This window comes from Candidatus Cytomitobacter primus (genome assembly GCF_008189405.1).
Taxonomy (GTDB): domain Bacteria; phylum Pseudomonadota; class Alphaproteobacteria; order CAJXXZ01; family 1604HC; genus Cytomitobacter; species Cytomitobacter primus.
Genome location: NZ_CP043316.1, coordinates 601939 through 622257 on the forward strand (window position 1 = coordinate 601939; position 20319 = coordinate 622257).

Consider the following 20319-nt stretch of genomic DNA (forward strand, 5'->3'; position numbering starts at 1 on the left):
CCTCACGTGCTTGGATATTTTTCTGAATATTATGTAAGAAACTTAAAATTAACCTGCCTTTGACTGATTTTTTATTTTACTTTCCTCAATCTTCTTATCATATTTAATGTTTCTATATCTAGTTAATAATTTTCTGTGCTTAACATTACAATGCTTCCAAATAATTCTTTTAGCTAAATTGTATACTTCTTCTCCAATTTCACCTTTAATAGATCTTAAATTTGCAAATGCTATTTCATAATCTTTATGATGAATATAAATCACATTTTCAGATTTTTTTGCTAACTTCACAATATTTTTATAATAAGATTCAGATAGTATGTATTCAGGCATCAAATCTTCCTCTAAACTCATGCAATCAGGACGTAATAAACTATTAGTAAGCACAACCTCTTTAATATATTCAATACACAGTGGCTGGTTAGGACAACATGCTTCTTGTAACATTTGTATACAATCTATCAATGTAAAATCGTGCTCTACTTCTTTATTATTTAGCACTCTGATAAATTTATCTCGCATGATATTTCCAAAATTGATTATTTCTTTATTTTTCTTCTTAACCTGATCTGCAGAAAGATCCTCTCTCTTTAAGCTTTGATTCTTGGATAGCGCACTTAATAATGTTGTTTTTCTAGAATTTTGGCTTGAATTGACTAACTTTCTTTCTTCAGATAATAATTGGCAATATTCTTTTAAATTTCTTTTTGTAAATTCAACTATAGAGCTTTTGTTTTCAAACAAGTCTATAGCCTCTTGTAAATCTTTCATATCTCCATATACGAAATTAAATATAAATAGATATAATAGTGGTTTCATGATGACACATTGCCACAAAACAAAACAATATGCAAAGGATTCAAAATGTATTTATTATTTAATTAAGATCCAGTAAGAATGCGTTCAAATAATTCTTTTACTGTTGGTATACATTTCTTACCATCTGCTGTTTTATAAAATGGATCTTGCCCAAATTTATATGCACTAGCTCCACTAAACATTAAATTATTATCTGTAGATTGACCATGTGAAATATTATGCAAAGTTTTATAAATACAAAAAGATCTAGGATCTGGCTTCAATCCTGTATCGCCATCTTTATTGGACCAGTTACTAAATTTACAATTACTCAAGCATCCAACACAATTAATTTGATCTTGTACAATTTGTTTCGCTTTATCTTCAGTAACAAATACAACAGTATGATCAGGAGTATAAAGCCCTTTTACATAACCTTCTTTATTCCATTTTAATACATTTGCTAAATCATCTTTGTTTAGATAAATATTTCTTCTTCCATATTTGTATGCCTCTGAGAAATTATCATCTTGTTCGCGTGAATACGCTACTTGCCTTTCACTAATTCCTTGCAACTCTCTCATAAAACTATTCTGTACAGCAGAAGAATAAAACCCTGTTGGACTAAACTTATTAATAATAATCTCTTCTTCTTTAAGGTCAAAAAGTTTCATTTTCCACTCATCAGAAATAGGGCTTTCTTGTGTCAAAAGTGGCCTTGTTCCAAACTGAAACATCAATGGCTGTAATTCGGCATTATCAATCCAGTCTTTTTTCATATCATTCAAATGCCACACACCACCAGCGACAATAATAGGAATTGAATGCAATCCCAAATTATTCATAACTTTTCGCAATGCTGTAACTCTATCCAATGAGCTTTCTCTTTTATCTGGATTTTCTCTGTTACTAATCCCTAAATGACCACCAGATACCCATGGATCCTCATATACAACAGCGCCAAGAGCATCTTTATATTTAGAATATGCACGCATCCATAGAATTTTAAATACCAATGCTGATGAAACAATTGGATAATAGAGCAATCCATATTTTGAAACTATTTCTCCTAATTGATATGGGATTCCAGCTCCACATGTTACTCCATCAAGCAAATGCCCTGCTTTTTCTAGGATACCATGCATCATTTCTTTTGTTTTAGCCAGCTCCCACAACACATTAATATTCAACATTCCATTACCATTAGAACGTTCTTTTGCTATTTTAATTTGTGAAACTGTTGCGTTAATTGAATGCTCAGCTAATTGTTTTGATCTCTCAGCTCGAGTAGGGGCATCGAAATCATCTATCCCTTTGATTTGAACTAAATTATCTTCTTTTACATCTCCATACACAGCAGATATAGTACCTATACCCCCACATGCAGCCCATGCTCCAGAACTTTCTCCATTTGTAGCAGAAATTCCTTTTCCACCTTCAACCAAAGGGAATATCTCTTTACCTTTTATTATTAATTTATCTATTATACTCATAATGCCTCTTTTTTATTCAACATATTTTTATTTAACATATTAAAATATGGATGCTTACTAGAAAGCCAATATTTTACTCTACCATTTCCTAACGTTTTTTTATAGCTTTCCAAGTTCAATATAAGCTCTGAAAATTCTTTGTCTTTACTATAACAAGATTGTAAGATATTAATCGCGCTTGCATCAGCTTCCCCACGTATTGCATCAGCCTCTCTTCTTGCATTTGCAATCACTGCAGCTGCCTCTAAGTCTGCATTAGATATTATTTCACGATAAGTTTGCTCTGCTTTTCCACGCCATTCTTGGGCTTCTTTCATACGATCACTACGCATTCTATTAAATACAGCTTCATTATTCTCTTCAGGCAAGACGGCTTTTTTAATCCTTACTTCCATCATTCCAATTCCTAAAACCTTTACAGCTTTTTCTACACGATTATGAATTTCATTTACAATATCTTCTCTCTTAGTTGTCAGAATATCTTGCAATGAAACTTTTCCTAAAATATCACGTACATCACCTATAATAATTAATTTCAATCGTTTTGCAGCAGCGCTTTGGTTATAAACACTCTTGAAAAACAAAACAGGATCAGCAATATAGTATCTAGCAAAGACATCAACCACTAAACGCTTCTGATCTCCTAACGTAAGCTCAACTTCTGAAACATCACAGTTCAACACCCTTTTTTCATAATAATGGATACTTTGAACAAATGGGACTCTAAAATGCAAACCAGGGTTAGTATGGATTTTTGATAATCTACCAAACTCTGTCACTATAACTTGCTGAGCTTGATCCACAATAAACACACTATTAAAAAACAAAATAATGAATATAGGAACAATAAAAATAATCATGATCTTACTACCATTCTTAAATCGTTCGCGAATAAAACTTCTTTTACAAACAAAATAATTGCTATCTTTTTAGGCAAATCAATTAATGCCTTTTCAAATAACATTGCAAATAAAACAGATATCATTTTTGAAACCATTATTACCTTTCTAAACAAGTTTTTAAATAAAACAATCATTTTTGCATCTCCTTCATATTTGGCATTTCTTTAACATTATTTATATGGCCATTACGTGTAATATTACCTACAACATTCTCTACAGTATGATCTTGATTCATGACTATAACATTTGAATCAACTATATTCATAGATTTACTATTACCAAGCACTTCATTTACTGTATCAAAAAACATAAACATTTTAGCAACCTCTGGATCTTTAGAATATGCCGACAGCTTTGCTTGAAAAGCTTTAAATTCTCCTTTGGCCGAAGCAATTCTTGATATTTTATAAGCTTCAGCTTTATTAATAATAGAAGCAGCATCTCCCTTGGCTTTAGGCAGTATAAAATTAGCATAACTTTCTGCTTCATTACGCTTTGTTTCTTTCTCAACCTTTGCTTTTTGCACATCCCTGTATGAATCAATTACAGAGTCAGGTGGATCAATCTTACCCATTTGTACATCAACAATTTCAATCCCTATATTATATGAATTAAGTAACTGAGATAGTGAATGCTTAATTTTTGCCCCGATAACAGTTCTGCCAACAGTCAAACATTCTTCCGCATTATGATTTGCAACAATTTGCCTAGCAATACTTTCAGTAGCAACCTTTAAGATTCCATCAGGATCAGTAGCTTTGAATATGTATTGCTGCAAGTCAGATATTTTCCAGAACACAGTCAAAAACACTCCCAGAATATTCTCATCTTTTGTAAGCATTTTCCCATTACAACCAGGCAAAATAGAAGTGTTTACTTTATGGATTGTTGTTACATCTTTTATAATAACCTTATCAACTGGATAAGGCATTTTCCAATACCACCCTGATTTTTTATACCCATTTACAGATCCAAAGCGTAATGTAATTGCTTCTTCATTCAATTTCACCCAGTAAAATCCTGTAAAAAATGCCCAACACATAATTCCAACGATTCCCAAAATAGTAACGCTAAATTTACCTGGAATTAATTTGCCTGACGTCATCTTTTTAAAAAACACTTTTAAATTTTTCATTTCAAAAACATCTTGGTCATTTAGACTAAAGTCTGATTTCCCATGCGCCTTTTTCCCGGACATAATTCTTTTTATATAATTTCTAATATGATTCTGAAATTTGCTATCTGCCATCATTAAAAAAACAAATGATATTAAAGCAAACCCTAATATAAAAAGTATAAATTCAATTTTCAGCAAACTAATCACAAAAACCATTCCAAATACTACTGGTAACATAATAGTAAAATTCTAACCTATAATCCAACAAAATAACATCTCTTTTGCTACCAAATTCACTATTAAAACAATCTACTTTTACTATACATTCATATATATACATGATAATGTTTCGTTAACTGGAGATAAAATTAAGTATGCACCCTAAATCAAATCAAAAAACGCATAAAAAAAACACGTATACTACGTATATCGTAGCTATTATTATTTTTATAAGAATCTTTCTATTCGAGCCATACATTGTTCCTTCTGAGTCTATGTCAAGGACAATGGAGAATGGAGATGTAGTGATTGCAACTAAATACAATTATGGATTTTCTCGCATGTCTATACCAATAATTGGTGGTTTTATTCCATTTTTCAACAAAAGAATTTTTGCAAAAGATCCGAAGAGGGGGGATGTTATTTGCTTTTCTGTTGCCAAAGAACCTGGCAGACTTTACACAAAAAGAATCATTGGAGTTGGAAAAGATACCGTCCAAGTTAAAGAGGGAATTATACACATCAATGATGAAGCTGTAAAAATGGAACAAACAGGTGAATATGAATTAAGTCATGACAATGGCCAAAAAGAGATGATGGATGTATTCCAAATTACCTTACCTTCTGGCAAATCATATGAAATATTAAGAAGAAAAATTGACAATATAAACAGCAGACAAATTGCTGTGGATAATACTCCTGTATTTGAAGTGCCTGATGGGCATGTATTTTGCATGGGTGATAATATGCACTTCTCCAAAGATTTTAGATTTTTCGATTTTGTATCATCAATTTCTTACGATAGAATCATTGGCAAACCAACTTATATAATATTTGGATCCAAGGCGCGCTTACCAATAGAAAATAGCTGGATTAAATGGGCATTAAGACTACCTATCAGTATTGCACAAAGCATATTCAATATTAAATGGAGCAGAATTGGAAGATCTATTTAAAAGTCTATCGAAAAAAATACAATTATTGGAAAAAAATATTAATTATAATTTCAAAAATGACCTTTATGCTCAGAATGCTATCATTCACCCTAGTTATAAAAAATCTAAATTTGAACTCCTGGAGTTTATGGGAGATAGAGTATTGAATCTGGCAATTTCACAAATAATCTGGGATGAACAATATAAATCTGAACGTGAATATGCTGAAAAACTAGCCACTAAAGTTAACAAATACACTTTGCTGGAAATAGCAAAAATATGGAATATAAAAGACTATATCATATACATAGGTGAACATATTGATAGTATTTTAGTAGATGCATGTGAGTCTATTATTGGTGCTGTATTTTTAGATGGTGGATGGGATTCAGCATATAAGCTAATAAAAGAAAATTGGCCAAAACAGTCAATGAGTTTCGCAGAATTGGACCCAAAATCAATATTACAACAATGGATACACCAAACTTCCAAACAACATAAATATACGCTTATCAAACAAGATGGGCCACCGCATAATCCACAATATACAGTTGAATTGCAAGTCAATCAGCAAAAAATAATTGGAGTAAGCAGGTCAATCAGATTAGCAGAGAAAAGTGCTGCTTTTGACTTTCTGAAAAAATATACGAACCTAATAAAAAAGTAAGATTAAAAAAATCAAAATCAACCTTTGACGTTTAAGCAAAAAAAGATAATATGGTATTAATGAACGCAAAAACTGAAAAACAAATCGCTCTAGAAGCTGCAATCAAGCATATTGAGAAAACTCATGGTCAAGGATCTGTGATGAAACTGGATGAACAAAAGAATCTGGATTTAGAAGTAATTTCTACTGGATCTTTAGGATTAGACCTTGCTCTTGGAGTAGGGGGATTTCCAATTGGTCGTGTAATAGAAATTTATGGTCCTGAAAGTTCTGGAAAAACAACTTTAGCCTTACAAGTAATTGCTGAAGCTCAAAAGATTGGAGGGACATGTTTATTTGTTGATACTGAGCATGCAATAGATCCTGAATATGCTAGAAAATTAGGCGTTGATCTTAGTGGAGATAAGTTTATACTGTCACAACCTGATACTGGAGAGCAGGCATTAGAGATTGTTGATACTTTTGTAAGATCTCAATCTGTCAAAGTTATTATTGTAGATAGTGTTGCGGCACTAGTTCCTAAAGCTGAACTTGAAGGAGATATGGGAGATAGTCACATGGGTCTACATGCACGACTAATGAGCCAGGCATTGAGAAAGTTGACTGGAGTAATCTCTCGATCTGGATGTATGGTTATTTTTATCAACCAAATCAGACAAAAAATTGGAATTGTTTTTGGTAACCCAGAAACCACAACTGGAGGAAATGCATTAAAATTCTACGCATCTATTAGGCTAGATATCAGAAAAACATCTGCGTTGAAAAAAGGCGATAGCGTATATGGACATCAAACAAGAGTGAAAATTGTTAAAAACAAACTAGCTCCTCCTCTACAAACAGCTGAATTCGAAATTTTATTTGGTGAAGGAGTTTCAAGGCTAGGAGAAATTGTTGATTTAGGTGTAAAGCATGGATTAATTAATAAAGCTGGTTCATGGTATTCAATTGGAGATAAAAAGATTGGACAAGGACGTGAATCAAGCAAAGAATTCTTAGCAGAAAATCCAGAAGAGCGTGAAAAGATAGAAGAAAAATTACATGAGATTGTTAATGGAGTAAATAATAAAAATCCCAACAATTCTGCAGAAGAGCAAATGCTTGAAGAAAATGCTGGGTAACTTCTGATTGAACAATTTTCTATTGAGAAAACATTCTAATTAATTTAATCGTACAGTCATTATAATTAAACAAATTATCCTAACTAGATATTATGCTATAATCAAATCAAACAAATCATCATAACTAAATTAATCATTATAAATTGAATAATAGTATATGTGGATTAAATTAGTATATGCAGTATTTATAAACCAATAAATCCACGCTAATTATTAACCACTTATTAAGATATATTGAATACAAATTAGTAATGAAGCCAGCTTTATTTGAACGTATTCAAGAAAACCCTATCGAAAAATATGAAACAGCTGAAGATCTTTATAATTCTATTTTTCATGAAATTTTATGTGTACTTGATAAGCAATCTATATCATCCTCAAATGTAAAAATCTATTCACTATTTCCAAATATCAATCCACATGATAAAAAGCAACTACAATCACTATCTATACAAATCCAAAATGATATACAAGAATACGAACCAAGGCTAATTAACCCAACTGTCAGCATAGGTGAGTTCAATGAAAAACAACATACTATTGCTCTGCAAATAAAGGGCAGCATAAGATTTAATGATAAAATGTTTGTTGTCAAATTCAATCCGTACAAGAGAATATTACAATAATAAAACACATTAGTCATAATGATTATCCTAAGTAATTATAATAGATACACCATAATAATCATAACAAAACAATAAATTAAAGCATTATAGTTAGCTTAAATTTTTCATAAAATCGCAAATAACATCGAATTAATATTATTATATTTCAATATTTATACTTTAGCATTTTATATTAATATTTATTCTTATATGCATACTACTCTTAAGATCGTATTAATGTTGTTCTTAATCCCTAGAGATCTTTATTTCACCTGAACTTTATCTATCTTCTAAATAGATCCTATCTTTCTTTTACATGTTTGATTTTAACATTTAAAATAGCAGTATACCCTAAATAAACATTGACTAAGTCTTTTAAGTGAGCAGATTGATATTGTAAATAAAGCAAATTTGCATCTTTATTCGCATTTAACCACAATGTTTTTGTTTGATTAGCATAATGTGATGGGGTTAAACATAATGCCCATTCTGGAACAAATGAACTCCACCCTTTGACTATATTCGCAATAATTGGATCCGTAATTAAAGGAGAAATAATCTTTTTAATTGCATCGCCTATTTTCTTTGCATAGTACTTCTTCACACAAATATTGTAGCATTATCCATTTAATATTGTAGTACTACTCATTGGATTTTCTATATATTAATATATATAAACATTAAATCATTTTATGCACTGTTTCAAACTAACATATCTCACAGATCAGACTGATTCTATTAAAATCAACCTAACATTACTAAGATATAATTTAAGTAATAGCTAATTCTATAGTTTGACCAAACAAAACATGTTATACTTCATCTATGTCCGTAGCAACAGTATCAACTATTGCATTCCATGGTTTGCAACCTATTGCTGTACAAGTACAAGCACATGTAGGAAAAGGCTTGCCAGCATTTCACATTGTTGGATTAGCTGATAAGGCTGTTGCTGAGTCTAAAGAGCGTATTAAATCTGCATTACAATCAATTGGATTATCACTACCAGCAAAAAGAGTTGTAATTAATATGTCTCCTGCTGATATACAAAAAGAAGGCAATCACTATGATTTGCCGATTATTTTATCAATTTTAGAAGCATTAGAAATTATCCCACAAGATTATTTGAAAGATTGGATAATTATGGGGGAGATTTCACTCGATGCACAGATTAGTCATGTTACTGGTGCATTATTAGCTGCTGTATTTGCTGCTAATTCAAACAAAGGATTAATTTGTCCTGCAAGCTGTGGGAAAGAAGCTAAGTGGGGAGGGGATCTCAATATTTTAGCGCCACTAAATCTAATTCAACTACTTAACCATATTAAAGGTATTCAATTGTGCCCAGAACCACCAATCACTCACACTAAAGATAGAAAAAATGATCAAGATTTTGCAGATGTAAAAGGTCATGAATCAATTAAACGTGCTTTAGAGATTTCTGCTGCAGGAAAACATCATACATTAATGATTGGACCGCCTGGAGCAGGAAAATCCATGTTGTCAGAAAGAATGAATACTATCTTGCCAGAATTAAGTACAAAAGAAGCTCTTGAAGTATCTATGATTTATAGTGTTTCGAATCTAAATAACAAATCTGGATTAATTAAAAAGCGACCATTTCGAGCCCCACACCATAATTCCTCATTACCTTCAATTATTGGCGGTGGATATAAATGCAAACCTGGCGAAATATCATTAGCACATCATGGAATATTGTTTATGGATGAATTATCTTTATGGGCTCCTTCTGTACTTAATGGGTTAAGAGAATCAATAGAAACTGGACATATTTCTGTAGCACGTGCCAATGGAAATATACAATATCCTGCACAATTTCAACTAATTGCAGCAATGAATCCATGTATATGTGGACATGCATATGATTTAGAGCAAAGATGTGGGAAATTCCCAGTATGCTATAACAATTACATCAATAAGATTCCAGGACCAATATGGGATAGATTCGGAATAATCATTTCAATTGATAAATTATCTCCATGGGAATTAAGTGAGATTAATGGAAAATCAAAAAGCAGTGCTGAGATGAAGCATGATGTAGAAAAAGCAATTACAATGCAAAAAACACGATATGCTGGATTATCTTTCAGCTGTAATCACAATGTCCCTAGCTCTAAAATTGGCATTTTGAATGTATCACAAGAAGCAATGGAATTGATCAATAAGTATGCGAAAAGTATAAATATGTCAAACAGACGGTATTATAATAGTATAAAAATTGCTCGTACAATTGCTGATATAGAAGGTAGTGTGTCAGTACAAACAAATCATATCGAAGAATCAATTAGCTATAATATATTTCAGAAAAATATCTCCCCCGTACAAATCAAATAGTTATTAATAAACTTGACCATTTTATAACTAATAATCTTTATATTTAATATCTTTATAGCTACAAATAACATGCCTACAATCTTCTGATAATTTTAGCCTATAAATCATTCAATATATATTAAAAATATTAAAACACAACTTTCGATTCTATTAAGCTTACAGGTCAATTCTAATATGATTAAACTTATAAAATAATAGTATGTTTTGCTGTGCAATTCTTATGTATAACTAGAACACAATTTTCAGCATATTGCCACGATAATCAATCGTATATTTCTCTGATAACACTCCAATCAAATGAAAATAGCATGTGTACGATGATAAATCTTGCTTCTGCAATGCTTGCACCTCTTCTGCATTGATTTGCATATCTATACTCAATGATTGGTTAGTGATATTAATTGTAACTTGCTGTTGTTTTTGTGAAGCAATTAAAGCTAATAATAAAATAATCGATGGAACATTCTCTTTGTCTTCTTCCATGGTTATTTCAAGTTTTATATTGTCATATTTACCTAATATTTTTCCTACATGTTGCAGGCCAAGGTTGGGGTTTAGAATATTACGTGTTATTTCCAATATATTAATTGCATTTGCGAGTGACTCTTTGATTAATTCCTGATTGCCTTGAATATCATCTAAGCTCATTAACATATCCATTGCACCAAGTGGATTTAGCAAATCATGAGAAATTCTTGCAATAATAGTTTGTAATAATGGCATATTTTACTATACAATGCGCTATAAGATTTTAAAAGATTCTGCAATAAATACATAGAAATATACAAGCACTCAGATATGCACAGTATAAAATTTTATATCGACTGTGATACTTGCAATATCTATGGTCTGAATAGTGTAAGTGCTGCACATACAGCTGTTTCAGTACGCAATACATTATCATGAAGCTGCACTTTATTATATTTTTGCAGTAAGCTCAAATCATTTTCTGACCAACCACCTTCAGGGCCAATTAGAATTCCGTCACCATTCCAAAAATCTATTGAATTACTCTGCTCTATGTGTGTGCGATTATTTTCTATAATTTCTACCAAATTGCTCTGTATCAAACTGTCTGATTGTGAATTTATTTGGGTGTCTTGTGATTTTATTTGTGCATTATTGATTTGATTATCTTGTGATTCATAATACTTTGCATTTTTATCAGAACTTTCTTCTTTCGCAGCAACTACCCAGTTTAGTTCAGGCAAATTTGATAATTTAATATTCTCATGAATCTTAGGCACACCAATCCTCCCACACTGTTCTGCAGCTTCAATTGCAATGCGTTCTAAACGCCTTAAATCGATATATTTGTGATTCACACGGTCGGTCATCAATAGGTAAATTTCATCAACCCCAAGTTCAGTAGCTTTTTCTATTGCCCATTCTAACCTGCTTTTTCGAATATACCCCATACCAATCTTTGGACGCCTTTGTATTGTAGCTAATTTCTGTTCAATATTCTTCTGCTCTATAGCATGTATATGTGGGAAACTAATCTTCGCTCTCCACTCATTTTGATTATCAAAAATTTCTATAATCTGCCCGTCTTGACACCTCATTACATTCTTTAAATAATGCATTTGTTTGGCGTTTAGCATAATAGTATCTTGAATATTTTCTACGTACACTCTGATCATAATACACATACCCCAATCATAAATTTATCTACTATTCTCATCATGTTTATTCTAACATCATTCCCTCTGCATCTCATTTCCATCCATTTATACATTATATTCTTGCTCTTTCTATGCACCATCACGCATTTATTGGTTATATCTATAATCATACTATTATATTCTCATCCCTCGCATTGGATTAACGGTTGTATCTATAATGATAGACTCTTTCCCATATACATTTCCATCATTTTCAACACCAAATATTTCTTTATGGAATGCTTTATTGCGTGGAATATTTATTTCATGTTGAATCTCAAACCTTTCCTTGATTTTCGCTTCTTTTACTTCTCTTTGGTTGCAATACTTTTTATTCATTCCTACTATATTATTATTCAGCTCTATCTTATCAAACTCAATTCCACTACTTTGTTCAGATAAATTTGCACTTGTCATGCATAATGGGATATTTGTCATTTCTAATACTTGCTGAAATATTTGGTTTTCAGGAACACGAATTCCTATTTTCCCTGAATATATATCATCAGAATGAAACCCATACTGTTCTTTACTTTCAACAATTATGGTAAAAGGACCTGGAAATAATCTATCACACAGTATTTGTAAATTATTTGCTATATTGAATTGTTTCAGCATGTTTTTAGTAATATGCAAGCTGATTGGCTTATGAATACTTCGATTTTTTATAGTAAAAAGATTATCTACTGCAAATTGAGAATCATATCTCACACCAATACCATATACAGTTTCAGTAGGAAGAATAACTGGATTCCCCTTGATAATCTCCTGAGCAATACGCTCAATCGATTTAGTTTTTGTTAAACATATCATATGCTAATTTCCTTAAACTTACATCTGCACTATCTTTATCATTGCTATTCTTATCATTACTACCTTTGTTTTCAATATTATCTTTGTTTCCAATATTATCTTTGCCTTTATCTGACTTTGCATCTGCGCTACTATCTGATTTTGTATTATTCAGCTCTACATTCTTATTGTCCACATTCACATCTTTGTTCATCTTTAATTCATTTGGCATAGCATTCACTTGTATATCAATAGATTTAGAATAAGCATTAGAAGATACAGTGTGCATTTGCGTATCACGCATAGAATCAGGAGATATAGCATATATCATTGCAGCTTTTGCTAAATGTAAATCCAATATTTCTTCTGGGTACGGGCTTTGATGCAATTCAACCGAACTCTGTGCTAACATATACCCTAATGCAATATCTTTCTCAGACACATTGCCTAATTGCCTCAGCTCAAATAGAATTTGACGAATTATATTTAAAGCATCAGATCCTTCTGAAATGATTTGTTTAATTAGCTGCTTTAATGATAATTGATTGTTTTCTTTTATACACTTTATTATATTTTGCAGATTATCATCAGAGGTCAAACCAAGCATTTTCTGTAGGTCTTTATCATTTACTTTATTATCAAAAAGTAAAGCTGCTTGCTCCAGAACTGCAATTGCTTGCCTCATTGAACCATACGAAGAGAGAGTAATAATCTTTATTGCAGATGCAGAAATATTTATACCATACTGATCTGCCAAATTAGTCATATGTGATTGCATACTATCTTTATTTATACTATCCAATGAAATTCTAAAACATCTAGAAATAATAGTTTTGGGGATTTTATCCAAATCCGTTGTGGCTAATACAAACTGAATATAGTCATTAGGCTCCTCTAACGTTTTTAACAAAGCACTAATCGCACTTCTAGATAACATGTGTACTTCATCGATAATATATACTCTTTTATTAGCTACCACTGGCTTGTATATAGATCCATCTAAAAGAGTCCTGATAGAATCTACACTTGTATTACTTGCACCATCTAACTCAAATACATCTGGATGGGTCCCATTCATACAATCCACACAACCTTTACACTCACCACATGGCTCATCATCAACATGCTTTTCACAGCAAATCCATTGAGCTATCAATCTAGCTAAAGTAGTCTTCCCAACACCAGCAGGTCCATGTAATAAGCAAACATTACCTAAAAGATTACGTTTCAACCCATTATGCAGTAACTTTACAGCTAAATCCTGCCCAATAACATTTTGAAATTTTCTAGGTCTAGCCTGTCTTGGTAAATTGCTTTTCATTACTTAATCATTACGGAAGTTTCAGAGTATATCAATAGTTTTCTGAGAAGTGCTAAAATACTTAAAATTTCTTTGTATAAGTTTCTTGATATGCGTTAAAGTAGCCACTTAATCCATATTCATTCAGTATAATCAATTTAATTTATACTCATCAGTTGAATAAAAATATAGAATCAGTAAATAATAAAATATGAAATCAAAAAGATACCTAATATTTGGATCAATTTTACTAACTTCATTTGCGATTTATATCAGCCAACATCAGAAAGTTCCATTTGAACATATGGAAGTATGCTTTACACCTTCACAAAAATGCACACCACTAATTATTCGGAATATTAGGAAGGCAAAAAACTCTATTTATGTACAAGCCTATACCTGGACATCTAAGGATATTTCTCAAGCACTAGTAGAAATGAAGAAAAAAGGGGTAGAAATTAAAATAATTCTAGACAAAGTAAATATGAACAAAAATAATGTTATCCATTTCTTACAACAAAATAATATAAATCTCATGATCGACCATGTGCCAGGCATTGCTCATAATAAAATTATTGTAATTGATGATCATACTGTCATTACAGGAAGTTTTAACTTTTCTAAAGCAGCTGATACAAAAAATGTAGAAAATGTTGTTAAAATACAAAGCAAAGAAGTTAATCAAATCTATATGAAAAACTGGATTAAAAGACAAAAATTTGCACAAGATATAGATAATGTTGTAGTTAGTAAAAATGCATATAAGCCATGGAAAGAAAATTACAAATATCATTATAAGAAACATGATCGTTACAAGTAACTGTTTTAATGTTTAGTATGATAAAACCATAGGATTAGCATACTATTAAGCGATATTTATTAAATAATACCATTAATGATGTTCATAATCTTTGCTACAATCTTATCTTTCTCAAATCCAAAATGTGCCATTACCTCATCCCCTTTGCCTGACAAGCCAAACTCGCTAATCCCAATTACTAATATATTTTTAGAGTAAACTCCGTATTTATACCAAATATTTGAATGACTTGCCTCAATGCATACAAGCAAATCAGATTCTAATATTGTTTTCTTCTGATCATCATGAAATCTATCAAATAGATCTGTAGAAATCATAGAAATTACATCTATATTATAATCTATATTAGCGTGATCTTTACTACCTGGTTGTGTTTTATGCAAATGTACTTGATTATCCGAATTAGTTTTAGCGCCATATGAATTCATTATAGATTCTTGAGGCATTGCACATAGTCTGAGCAAACCCCCAACTGCATCTGCAACATCACATGATAATGGCACTTCAGATCCTGTAGCAATAATTTTTATATTATACTTGTTTGCTGCTAATTCATGACTATTTTTAATATTCGCATACTTTTTTATAAAATATGATGCCTCTATATTATTTGAGCTGCATGCATCATACTCAATATATCGTATCTTCTGCCTGCTCAACACTAATATAGATGGGTATTCAGAGTTTAATGCCATTTCCCAAGCCCATGCAACTTCTAACCCATTACTTGGCCTAAATACACGTAAGTTTGGAATTAATCTCAAGCTATCTAAGTGCTCAATTGGTTGATGAGTTGGCCCATCTTCCCCTACAGCAATAGAGTCATGCGTTGCTATAAAAATCAATGGAATTTTCATTAAAGCTGCGAGTCTAATAGCAGGTCGAGCATAATCTGTAAAAACTAGAAATGTAGCACAGCAAGCTTTTAATCCAGACAAAACCATCCCACCTGTGATTGCTGTCATAGCATGCTCCCTAACTCCAAAAGCTATATACCTACCATTAATCATTGTGTTTGTAGAAGCTCCTAAATCAGCCGATCCAAATACTATATCATCATACTTTTCTGCTAAATTATTCAAAATAATACCAGATGCTACTCTAATAGACATATCTTTTTTTATTTGATCTTTTACTTTATTATCTACTAAATACCTTGAATTGCTTTTGATTATTTCATTGTTTGATTTATTACTAAGATTAGTGAAATATTCAGTGTTATTTTTGATCACATTATCCCAAAACTGCCTTACATCAGGAGGTATTTGGAAATCATTATAATGAGTGCTAAATTTCTCCTTGATTAAATCAATATCCACTTTCTTCATTACTTTCCCGTGAATTTTTTCACTTCTCTCGTAATTAGATCCATATCCTATAATCGTTTTACATCTAATTAAAGTTGGTTTATCAGATTCTTGCGCTTGTAAAATTGCATTGTTAATTTCATTTACATTATGCCCATCAATCTCAATCACATTCCAATTATAAGATTTAAAACTCAATGTTACCTGCTCAACTCTAGATAAATCTGTAGACCCATCTATCGTAATTTCATTATCATCCCAAAAAACAATTAATTTATTTAGATTCCATTTGCCAGCCAAAGCACAAGCTTCATATGAAATCCCTTCCATCAGATCACCGTCACTAGCCAAAACATAAGTATAATAATTTAAGCATTTTAATTTTTCTGCTTTTGCAATCCCAACTGCCCATGCAATTCCTTGACCTAATGGCCCAGTTGTCATCTCAATTAAATCGCTTTTTTCTGGGTGACCAGCAAGCTCTGATCCAATTTTACGAAATCCTAATAAGTCATTTAATTCAATTTCGTTCATACAGTATAGGGTGGCATATAATAATGCAGATCCATGCCCAGCTGATAAAATGAAACGATCTCTATTGGAGTGTTTTCTTTGAAATTTCAAATGCATAGACCACAAAACTGCTGCAACATCAGCCATGCCCAAAACAATCCCTTGGTGACCTGAATTAGCATTGTCTATCATATCCAAAGCAATACACCTAAGCATATTCGCAGCCCTTTTTATAATTTTTTCTTTATTTATATCTCTTTGCTTATTCATATTAAAATCCATAAATAAGCTTCACATAAAATTTAAAAATTGAATAGAAATTTAAATCACTAATTATTTTATGCTTCATAGTTTATTTATAAATTTATCTCATTCAAACATTTTGTAAAAAATCATTCACTTACTACTTATATGTAATTATACAGTTGAACTATTTATCCTTCTTATGCTTCACAATCAAGTTAAGATGCACTCCTTGCAAATCAAAATGATCTATCATCTTACGCTCTAAATATCTAAGCCTTGTATCCTCAATCGTTCTGTTTGAAAAAAGACCAAAAGAGGGCGGGTTCATGCCAAGTTGAGTGATATATTTAATACCTGATCTATTAACAGCATCTGTGTTTTTCATACTAGCAAACCATTTGTTTAGATGAGAAGTTTGAACCTTCTTTTTCATTTTAGTTTCTACTTCATTCATAGCATTCACTAAATTATTTATTCCATAACCCGTAATACCAGATACAGCAATACAATAAACTCCATGAAATCTTTTTTTCAATTCTTTTTTAGCATTAGACAAAACAACTAAATCACTATTCATTTTATCCCACATCCCAATTCCAACTATCAAACCTTTACCACGAGACCAAATTTTATCCATCAAAAGCAAATCAACCCTACTAATTCCTTGTGTAATATCAATCAAAACTACAAAATGACTCACTGAAACATTAATTGCTTTCAGCAATCTGTATTGACTGGCTTTCTCAAGGTCAGAAAGATTGGTGTTTTTTCTATAACCGGGAGTATCTATCATATGGAAAATTTTATTCTTACCAGTAATCGAAACAGCATTAACTTCTTGAGTAGTACCAATTTCATCTTTTACTAAGAATCTTTCCTGACCAATTAACTTGTTCAGCAAAGTTGATTTTCCTACATTAGATCTGCCAACAAAACCCCAAGATATGCTTTTCAATTCTTCTTCTTCATCTTCTTCAAACCAACTAGAAATATACTTGTTCAGCTCATCAGTTCCATGATTCCTCAAAACAGAAATATATCTTGTTTCCATATCATTTTTATTGCTATGCACATGCCCTAAATCAGATTTGTTTACTAATACCAAAACTTTTTTTCCCGAATTCATGGCATATTTCAAGAATCTATTACTTATATCATTCCACCCAGTATGATCTATCACTATAAGAAAAGCATTAACACTAGGTATTTTTTCAATAAAATGATCAATTTCATCTGTTCTATTAATTCCTGGCAAATCAACCAAGTTAAAGTTACTTGTAACTGATGTTTTAATAATAACATCTCGCGTCAAGTCTCTTTGAGAACCAACTAAAGAAACTCTCTCACCAACCATTTTGTTAAATAATGAGGATTTCCCTACATTAGTTTCTCCAAGCAATACTACATTTGGTATTGGGTCAAAAATTTTCATGTGTAATATAAATGATTCATATTTAATCTGTTAATATTTTTAATCACTATATGTAAATCATTTTTATTGAAATTATAAATCATCCCTTTCTTTTCTGTATATGCAAACAATTCGCCATTATTATTTAAAGAAAATAGCATTCCTTTATTTATAAATAAATCCCCATCATATTTATGTTTTACAAAGTATTTGCTGTTTTTGATATTGTTCATATCACTAATCATTATCTCATTATTCACAACCAAATAAACAAAACCATTAGATGCCAAAACTTTTTTTAAACCAAGAACATCGCATTCACTCTTAACGTTACCACTCATATCTAAAACAATAACCTTCTGATTAACTCTAGTAATAATATGATTATTATCATCACTAAAATCAAAGCTCTCAACTGTTTGAGATGTCATATGTGACCAAATATCCTCTCCATTAAAAATATCTATAGCTGTAATATCTCCATTTGAAGAAAGATATATAATCTTATTGTTTTTCAGAATTATAGAGTTCTTAATACCAATATGATTGTTGGTCATTTTTACTTTTTCCCACAATATCTCAAACTTACTATCAATCACCTTAAATGCTTTGAAATGACCTGTAGTGCTAGCAACGATTACCTTGTCGTTAATTTTAGCACAATAAGCTAAAGGTGAATTTAAAGAGCCTTTATACACAACATTCGATCTATTGTTATATGTATCTATTATGTAGAAATGATTTGAAAGATCTCCGATCATGTAAGTATGCTTTCCTATTTTCTTCAAGCTTAATTCTGTACCATGAAATTTAAAATCTTTATTTATTAAATTTTTACTAGATATAGAATTAGCCACACCATTGGTAGATATAGCCTTATTTGCAACCTTGCTCCCATTATTGATTTGATTCTTATCACCACTACCATTGATCTGATTAGAACCATCATTTAAGTAAGCTTTTCCATTCCTATACACAATCACATTTTGATAATCAAAATCAATTTCCGGCACAAAATGCTTTTTCCAAGGTATGTTCTTAGTAATCTGTTCAAATTGAACATACGAACTACTTGTTTTCTTCCACTTTATATCACTGCCGTCACATCCTAATAAAAACACCGATATAAATATAGACAAACACTTAAAATTAAAAAAACTCATAATCAACCAATTAACTTTTTCTTGCTCAGTGGATTTTGGATTGAAACTTTATTTCCTACTAAAATAGGAAGCAAATTGAAATTATCAGGAGATGCATGTAAATTAACAACATCTAATTCATACGCCAACTCTATCCACGGACTATCTATAGATCTAAATTTATCCAATCTGTTTTTGTTTTTAAAATCAACTAATATTTGCATTAAAACACCAAAATTTTCATCATTCTTAATATCTGTTAAAAAACTGTTAAATTCTTCTTGAGAAAGATCCAAATGTGTTAATAGTGATTTAGAAAGTAGAATAAACTTTAGCAACTCGTACTTTTTCCTGTTTTTAACAGCAATAATCTTAGCTTTCTTATAATTATCATTGCTAATCATTTGTGAAACCATTTTAGATTCTATGGTTTGCTGTGACCTAACATTTAAATAATATAAAAAGAACCCAAGCATAAAACAAGCAAAGATAAGAAAGAACTTAGATTTGAGGAAGCTCTTTATTTGATCTTGAAAATAATCATTTTTTAAATCTTGCATAAAATTCATATACAAAGTTTACTTGATAGTTATTCACATTTCAACTTAACTTTTAAACATACAAAAAGTGGGTTTTTGTGTGATTCATTGGGGCATTAAAAGTTATTCACAGATTCCAAAGCCCCATAAAAATAATCAATACTATAATTAATTATATTTATTTATAATTTATAAACTTAGGTTTGGCTCACACCTTATATAGTCATGTATATACAATAATAGGATTTGTTTTCAACAACATTTCTAATAATATCATTTGAAATAGTTACAAATAAAAGCCATATTAATAATAATTAAAATCAAAATTTCAATTGAATCTTAGAGTTTCAATCAATGGTTTTTTTGTAAAAAATTT

The 20319-nt window shown here is 30.9% G+C and carries 20 protein-coding genes; 6 read left to right on the forward strand and 14 right to left on the reverse strand.

Annotation, left to right across the window (positions count from 1 at the left end; all coding sequences use genetic code 11):
- Positions 1-48: 48 nt before the first annotated feature.
- The 5 genes from FZC34_RS02720 to hflK form a co-directional block, all read right to left on the reverse strand.
- Complete coding sequence (locus tag FZC34_RS02720) at positions 49-819, reverse strand: hypothetical protein (protein WP_148971922.1); 771 nt, start codon at positions 817-819, stop codon at positions 49-51.
- A 62-nt stretch (positions 820-881) separates the two neighbouring features.
- Positions 882-2291, reverse strand: a complete 1410-nt coding sequence (locus FZC34_RS02725; protein ID WP_222884921.1) for an NAD(P)H-dependent flavin oxidoreductase — start codon at positions 2289-2291, stop codon at positions 882-884.
- Positions 2288-3151 carry a protease modulator HflC gene (gene hflC / locus FZC34_RS02730; protein WP_148971924.1) on the reverse strand — a complete coding sequence of 288 codons (864 nt, stop codon included), beginning with the start codon at positions 3149-3151 and terminating at the stop codon, positions 2288-2290. The genes FZC34_RS02725 and hflC overlap by 4 nt, the downstream gene beginning before the upstream one ends.
- Positions 3148-3327, reverse strand: coding sequence for a hypothetical protein (locus tag FZC34_RS02735; protein WP_148971925.1), 180 nt, complete (start codon positions 3325-3327; stop codon positions 3148-3150). The genes hflC and FZC34_RS02735 overlap by 4 nt, the downstream gene beginning before the upstream one ends.
- Positions 3324-4547 (reverse strand): FtsH protease activity modulator HflK, encoded by a 1224-nt coding sequence (hflK, locus tag FZC34_RS02740; protein ID WP_148971926.1) that lies wholly within the window; start codon positions 4545-4547, stop codon positions 3324-3326. Before hflK ends, FZC34_RS02735 begins: the two co-directional genes overlap by 4 nt.
- Before the next feature lie 137 nt (positions 4548-4684).
- On the opposite strand from hflK, the gene lepB reads away from it, so the two are divergent.
- The 4 genes from lepB to FZC34_RS02760 all read left to right on the forward strand — a co-directional run bounded on the left by lepB (position 4685) and on the right by FZC34_RS02760 (position 7875).
- Complete coding sequence (gene lepB / locus FZC34_RS02745; protein ID WP_148971927.1) at positions 4685-5485, forward strand: signal peptidase I; 801 nt, start codon at positions 4685-4687, stop codon at positions 5483-5485.
- Positions 5469-6131 (forward strand): ribonuclease III family protein, encoded by a 663-nt coding sequence (locus FZC34_RS02750; protein ID WP_187440037.1) that lies wholly within the window; start codon positions 5469-5471, stop codon positions 6129-6131. The genes lepB and FZC34_RS02750 overlap by 17 nt, the downstream gene beginning before the upstream one ends.
- A 50-nt stretch (positions 6132-6181) precedes the next feature.
- Positions 6182-7249: a recombinase RecA gene (recA, locus tag FZC34_RS02755; protein ID WP_148971929.1), complete on the forward strand. Its 1068-nt coding sequence runs from the start codon at positions 6182-6184 to the stop codon at positions 7247-7249.
- Positions 7250-7500: 251 nt separating this feature from the next.
- Positions 7501-7875 (forward strand): GPW/gp25 family protein, encoded by a 375-nt coding sequence (locus FZC34_RS02760; protein ID WP_148971930.1) that lies wholly within the window; start codon positions 7501-7503, stop codon positions 7873-7875.
- 280 nt (positions 7876-8155) lie between these two features.
- Here FZC34_RS02760 and FZC34_RS02765 read toward each other — a convergent pair whose 3' ends face one another.
- Positions 8156-8458, reverse strand: coding sequence for a DciA family protein (locus FZC34_RS02765; RefSeq protein ID WP_187440038.1), 303 nt, complete (start codon positions 8456-8458; stop codon positions 8156-8158).
- 221 nt (positions 8459-8679) lie between these two features.
- Between FZC34_RS02765 and FZC34_RS02770 the strand changes: the two genes are divergently transcribed.
- A complete protein-coding gene (locus FZC34_RS02770; RefSeq protein WP_148971932.1) occupies positions 8680-10209 on the forward strand; it encodes a YifB family Mg chelatase-like AAA ATPase in 1530 nt (509 codons plus the stop codon).
- A gap of 228 nt (positions 10210-10437) precedes the next feature.
- Here the strand turns inward: FZC34_RS02770 and FZC34_RS02775 are convergent, their stop codons facing one another.
- From FZC34_RS02775 to dnaX, 4 genes are all read right to left on the reverse strand, one after another.
- Complete coding sequence (locus FZC34_RS02775; RefSeq protein ID WP_148971933.1) at positions 10438-10932, reverse strand: histidine kinase; 495 nt, start codon at positions 10930-10932, stop codon at positions 10438-10440.
- 119 nt (positions 10933-11051) lie between these two features.
- Entirely contained in the window at positions 11052-11852 is an 801-nt protein-coding gene (locus tag FZC34_RS02780; RefSeq protein WP_187440039.1) for a 16S rRNA (uracil(1498)-N(3))-methyltransferase, read from the reverse strand.
- 156 nt (positions 11853-12008) lie between these two features.
- Positions 12009-12686 carry an L-threonylcarbamoyladenylate synthase gene (locus FZC34_RS02785; protein ID WP_148971935.1) on the reverse strand — a complete coding sequence of 226 codons (678 nt, stop codon included), beginning with the start codon at positions 12684-12686 and terminating at the stop codon, positions 12009-12011.
- Positions 12664-13986 carry a DNA polymerase III subunit gamma/tau gene (gene dnaX / locus FZC34_RS02790; protein WP_148971936.1) on the reverse strand — a complete coding sequence of 441 codons (1323 nt, stop codon included), beginning with the start codon at positions 13984-13986 and terminating at the stop codon, positions 12664-12666. The genes FZC34_RS02785 and dnaX overlap by 23 nt, the downstream gene beginning before the upstream one ends.
- A gap of 190 nt (positions 13987-14176) precedes the next feature.
- Here dnaX and FZC34_RS02795 point away from each other — a divergent pair, with 190 nt between their 5' ends.
- Positions 14177-14785 (forward strand): phospholipase D family nuclease, encoded by a 609-nt coding sequence (locus FZC34_RS02795; protein ID WP_148971937.1) that lies wholly within the window; start codon positions 14177-14179, stop codon positions 14783-14785.
- Positions 14786-14844: 59 nt separating this feature from the next.
- Here FZC34_RS02795 and FZC34_RS02800 read toward each other — a convergent pair whose 3' ends face one another.
- From FZC34_RS02800 to FZC34_RS02815, 4 genes are all read right to left on the reverse strand, one after another.
- Positions 14845-16887 carry a transketolase-like TK C-terminal-containing protein gene (locus FZC34_RS02800; protein ID WP_148971938.1) on the reverse strand — a complete coding sequence of 681 codons (2043 nt, stop codon included), beginning with the start codon at positions 16885-16887 and terminating at the stop codon, positions 14845-14847.
- Between the two features lie 148 nt (positions 16888-17035).
- Complete coding sequence (locus FZC34_RS02805) at positions 17036-18283, reverse strand: GTPase (protein ID WP_148971939.1); 1248 nt, start codon at positions 18281-18283, stop codon at positions 17036-17038.
- Positions 18280-19425 (reverse strand): PQQ-like beta-propeller repeat protein, encoded by a 1146-nt coding sequence (locus tag FZC34_RS02810; protein ID WP_187440041.1) that lies wholly within the window; start codon positions 19423-19425, stop codon positions 18280-18282. Before FZC34_RS02810 ends, FZC34_RS02805 begins: the two co-directional genes overlap by 4 nt.
- Positions 19426-19427: 2 nt before the next feature.
- Positions 19428-19973, reverse strand: a complete 546-nt coding sequence (locus FZC34_RS02815) for a hypothetical protein (protein WP_148971941.1) — start codon at positions 19971-19973, stop codon at positions 19428-19430.
- Positions 19974-20319 lie beyond the last annotated feature (346 nt).